General features: G+C 63.5%; 6 protein-coding genes. 1 reads left to right on the top strand and 5 read right to left on the bottom strand.

The window, feature by feature from the left end:
* Positions 1–109 precede the first annotated feature (109 nt).
* The 5 genes from AC4FAH_RS02000 to radC form a co-directional block, all read right to left on the bottom strand.
* Positions 110–1300, bottom strand: coding sequence for a class I SAM-dependent rRNA methyltransferase (locus tag AC4FAH_RS02000; protein ID WP_043336266.1), 1191 nt, complete (start codon positions 1298–1300; stop codon positions 110–112).
* Between the two features lie 130 nt (positions 1301–1430).
* Positions 1431–2246 carry a bifunctional DNA-formamidopyrimidine glycosylase/DNA-(apurinic or apyrimidinic site) lyase gene (gene mutM / locus AC4FAH_RS01995; RefSeq protein ID WP_043336268.1) on the bottom strand — a complete coding sequence of 272 codons (816 nt, stop codon included), beginning with the start codon at positions 2244–2246 and terminating at the stop codon, positions 1431–1433.
* A gap of 156 nt (positions 2247–2402) precedes the next feature.
* A complete protein-coding gene (gene rpmG / locus AC4FAH_RS01990) occupies positions 2403–2558 on the bottom strand; it encodes a 50S ribosomal protein L33 (protein WP_016417370.1) in 156 nt (51 codons plus the stop codon).
* A gap of 92 nt (positions 2559–2650) precedes the next feature.
* On the bottom strand, positions 2651–2887 hold the full coding sequence (gene rpmB / locus AC4FAH_RS01985; protein WP_043336270.1) for a 50S ribosomal protein L28: 237 nt from the start codon (positions 2885–2887) through the stop codon (positions 2651–2653).
* Between the two features lie 441 nt (positions 2888–3328).
* On the bottom strand, positions 3329–4003 hold the full coding sequence (gene radC / locus AC4FAH_RS01980; protein WP_043336272.1) for a RadC family protein: 675 nt from the start codon (positions 4001–4003) through the stop codon (positions 3329–3331).
* A gap of 300 nt (positions 4004–4303) precedes the next feature.
* Between radC and AC4FAH_RS01975 the strand changes: the two genes are divergently transcribed.
* Positions 4304–4873, top strand: a 570-nt coding sequence (locus tag AC4FAH_RS01975; RefSeq protein ID WP_490245592.1) for a flavoprotein, incomplete at its 3' end; no start/stop codon positions are given.

The following is a 4873-nucleotide window of genomic DNA, read 5'->3' as shown; positions in this document are numbered from 1 at the left end:
CAAGCCACAGACGACTCACAAGCCACAGACGACAACGCCGCCCCGAAGGGCGGCGTTGTCGTCGATGCCGGATGGCACAGCCATCAGTCCTGGTAGCCGTCAGGCGTCATCAGTCTCGATAGACGCGCACACCGAGGGCCTTGAGGTAGGACGTCTCGGGGATGGACGGGTGCACCGGGTGGTCGCTGGCCTGATGGCCCTGGAAGATGACCTGACCGTGGCGGTCCTGGTGACGCACGGCGCCACGTACCACATCCATCAGGCGCTCCGGCGCCAGATGCATGGAGCAGGAGCCGGACATCAGCAGACCGTCACGACCCAACAGGCGCATGGCTTCACGGTTGAGGCGTGCATAGGCGCGCTCACCGTTGGTGATGTCCTTGCGCTTGCGGATGAAGGCGGGCGGATCCGCGATGATGACGTCGAACTGCTCGCCTTCCGCGCGCAGAGCCGAGAGGGCCTCGAAGACATCCGATTCCGCGATGGAGACGCGGTCCTCGACACCGTTGAGCACGGCGTTGCCCGAGACGCGCTCGAGTGCCGCGCCGGAAGCATCGACACACAGCACTTCACTGGCGCCATGCGCCGCCGCCTGCACGCCCCAGCCACCGACGTAGCTGAACAGGTCCAGCACGCGCTTGCCTTCGACCTGACGGTTCAACCAGGCACGGTTGGCGCGGTGATCGTAGAACCAGCCGGTCTTCTGGCCATCGAGTACCGGCGCCGTGAACTGGACGCCGTTCTCTTCCAGCAGCACGCTTTCCGGCAGCTCGCCATAGACGACTTCGACGTTGCGCTCGAGCTGTTCCTGACGGCGACCGCTGGAATCGTTCTTGAACACGATGGCTGTCGGCTTGACGACCTTGAGCAGCGCATCGACGATCACTTCCGCCAGACGCTCCATGCCGAAGGTGTTGAGCTGACAGACCAGCACGTCGCCGAAGCGATCGACGATCAGGCCCGGCAGCAGGTCGCCTTCGCCGTGGACCAGACGATAGAACGGCTTGTCATAGAGGCTCTCGCGCAGCGACAGCGCCTGGTTGAAGCGGTGCACCAGCAGCGAGCGATCCAGACGCTGTTCCGGGTTGCGCGACACGATGCGCGCGCAGATCAGCGAGTTCGGGTTGACGTAGGCAACACCCATCGCACGACCATTGCTGGCCTCGATGATGGCCTGGGCGCCCGGCTCGAAGTTCTTGAGCGGCGTCGCGACGGTATCGACTTCATTGGAGTACAGCCACAGATGGCCGGCCTTGAGGCGGCGATCAGCATTCTTCTTCAGGCGCAGACGTTCAGTCACGGGAAATATCCAGAAAGCAGAGGAAGGGACAGGACGACGACAGGACGCGCCCGAACGGGCCTATTCTAGTCGTCATGGCGGCCCCGGTCACGGAGCCCCCGGTCAAGCAGTGGTCTGATGCGGCTCGCCGCTAGCGCTGACAATACGGGCAGAAGCAGCTGGCGCGTTGGCCCAGCACCAGACTCATGATCTCGTGGCCGCATTCGCGGCATGGCTCGCCACCCCGCCCGTAGACGTTGAGGCTTTGCGCGAAGTAGCCTGGCTTGCCATCTCCGCCGACGAAGTCACGCAACGTGGTACCGCCCTGGGCGATCGCCGCGGCCAGCACGCTGCTGGCGGCGTTGGCGAGGCGCTCGCATTCCTCGCGCGTCACTTCACCGGCAGGACGGCGCGGGTCGACACCCGCCATGAACAGCGCCTCGCTGGCGTAGATATTGCCCACGCCCACCACATTGGCGTTGTCCATCAGAAACGGCTTGATCGCCACGCGGCGCTTGCGGGAGCGCGCAAAGAGGTGCTCGCCATTGAAGGCATCGGACAACGGCTCCGGACCGAGTCGCGCCAGGCGCGTATCGGCATGCGGGTCACCGCGCACGAAGTCGACGAAGCCGAAGCGACGTGGATCGTGATAGCGCAGCACATGGCCGTTGCCGAGCACGACATCGACATGATCATGCGTGCGTGGCGGCGTGCCGATGGGCACCAGTCTGAGGCTACCGGACATGCCCAGGTGCCAGAGCAGATGGCCATCGGCGATCGGCAACAGCAGGTACTTGGCGCGACGCGCAAGCGTGCCGAAACGCTGACCCACCAGCCATTCGGCGAGCTCGCCGGGCACGGGGGTGCGCAGACGCGGCTGACGCACGATCACCTCGGTGACCTCCTGGCCCTCGACCAGCGGCGCGATACCGCGACGGGTCGTCTCGACTTCCGGTAATTCGGGCATGTTCTCTCCTCGACTGACCGCCAGACGCACAACAGGGTGACGACAGAAGCCGCCACCCTGTTGCAGGATGCCCAGAACAGCGACATCCAGATACTCGAAAACCCGGTCAGGACCGGGTTTTCGAGGGTTCCGACAGCACGCTGGCGGGAGACAAGATCACTTGATCTTGGCTTCCTTGTACATCACGTGCTTGCGAACGACCGGATCGTACTTCTTGAATTCAAGCTTGTCCGGAGTGTTACGCTTGTTCTTGTCGGTGGTGTAGAAGTGGCCAGTACCGGCACTTGACACCAACTTGATCTTGTCACGCATTTTCAGTTTCCTTCCACAGTCGCATTCACCGAACGATTGAGAGCGTTGCCCTCGGCTCGGTTGCCATTGCTACAGGGGCTGTCTTCTAGTGTTTAGAAGCGCTCGCCACGTGCAGTGAGGTCCTTGAGGACTTCGTCGATACCCTTCTTGTCGATGATGCGCATGCCCTTGGTAGAGACGCGCAGCTTGACGAAGCGCTGCTGGGATTCAACCCAGAAACGGTGGGTGTGCAGGTTCGGCAGGAACCGGCGACGAGTCTTGCGCTGGGAGTGAGAAACATTGTTACCAGTCACCGGGCGCTTGCCGGTAACCTGACATACTTTGGACATTGGAGCCTCCAACCGCTGCGTTGGCTAAGTTGTTCAAAACCTGTCGGGCAAACCGGAAGTGGCAGGCGCCGCCTCATGCCCTGATTTCAAAGTGTTTACGTCCGTTCCGGAAGACAAGCTTTCGGGTGCTGGAACGTGCAGGCGCAGCATTTTACCCGAAGAGGAACGTGAAAGCACGTCCTATACGGATTTTTTTCGCCAGCACGCCCATGCCCGACGTGTCACATCGGTACAGACGCTTCTCAGCCAAACGCTTCACTCAGCCAATGTCGGCCAGAGTGGTCGCGAATTCTGTGGTGGGTGATACGGGAGGCGCAACATTACCACAACCAGTGCCCTGGTTTGCAATCCCTGCGCATTTCTCACGCCAGCGGCGACCGCATCTGGCGGGGGCTGTGCCGTCATCGAGCACTCAGCGGCTCAGCCTCCTCGACGCCCCAACTAGAGCCAGCCACGCTCGGCAAACGAGACCACCTCGCCGTCTCCGACCACGAAGTGATCCAGCACGCGAATATCGAAAAGCCCCAGCGCCTCTTCCAGGCGCTGCGTGATGCGTCGGTCGGCCTCGCTGGGCTCCGCGACGCCGGAGGGATGGTTGTGGGCCAGAATCAGGGCGCCGGCATTGAGCGCCAGCGCCCGCTTGACCACCTCGCGCGGGTAGACGGCGGCGGCATCCAGCGTGCCGGTGAAGAGTGTCTCGAAGCGGATGACGCGATGCTGGCTGTCGAGAAACAACGCGGCGAACACCTCATGCGGCAGATCGCGCAGATGCGAGGACAGATAGCGCCGCACCAGCAGGGGCGATGTCAGGGCGGCCCCGCGCATCAACAGGCTCTCCAGATGGCGACGCGACAGCTCCAGCGAAGCCTGCAGCTGCACATACTTGGCGTCACCCAGTCCGCGCGCGGCGCAGAAGTCCTGCTGGGTCGCCTCCAGCAATGGCCTGAGACCGCCGAAGGTATTCAGCAGGTCGCGCGCCAGATCCACCGCCGAGCGACCTTTTATGCCCACGCGCAGAAAGATGGCCAGCAGCTCGGCATCTGACAAGGCCCCTGCCCCTGACGACAACAGCTTCTCGCGCGGACGCTCCCCGACCGGCCACTCTCGAATCCCCATGCACTCTTCTCCCATCACCTGTCGCCCCGAGTGGCTGACAGTCCAAAGCATGAGAAGCGTGGTCAGATGCCGTCTCTTTCGCCATTGTGAGCATCAACGCTTGCCGCCCCGTGGGTCTGCGTCTGGCCCCTGCATGCCACCTGATGACAGCTCCCGCCCCATGAAGCGAGCGCTCGCATGGACCATGGCGACACTCGGCGTCGCGGGCCAGCGGCGCTACGCAAGGTTGCATCACGGTGATATGGTAGAGGGCAAACGCGCGAGCGTAGCAATCGACGCATCAGGGACGCAGGACACACCATGCATTCACTCGCCGGACGGCGCATTCTGCTGGGCATCAGTGGCGGCATCGCGGCCTACAAGGCCGCTCTGATCACCCGCCTGTTGAAAAAGGCGGGCTGTGAAGTGCGCATCGCCATGACCGAAGGGGCTCAAGCCTTCATTACACCGCTGACCTTGCAGGCGTTGTCGGGCAATCCGGTGCACACCTCCCTGCTGGACCCCGAGGCCGAGGCCGGCATGGGGCATATCGAGCTGGCACGCTGGGCGGAGGTCATCCTGATCGCGCCTGCCACCGCCGATCTGATGGCCCGCCTGGTGCATGGCCATGCCGATGATCTGCTCACTACCCTGTGCCTGGCCAACAGCGCGCGCTGGGTGATGGCCCCGGCGATGAATCAGGCCATGTGGGCGCACCCCGCCACCCAGCGCAACGCCCGCCAGCTCAGTGCCGACGGCTGGACGCTGCTCGGCCCGGCCAGCGGCGAACAGGCCTGTGGCGACGTGGGCGCGGGCCGCATGCTGGAGCCGGAAGAGATCGTCGCGGCGCTGAGCGATCTCATGAGCCAGAGCGACCTCATGAGCCAGAGC

Source organism: Cobetia sp. (assembly GCF_983723665.1).
The sequence above is the reverse complement of the archived record's forward strand: the minus strand, read 5'-3'. Positions and strand labels throughout refer to the sequence as shown.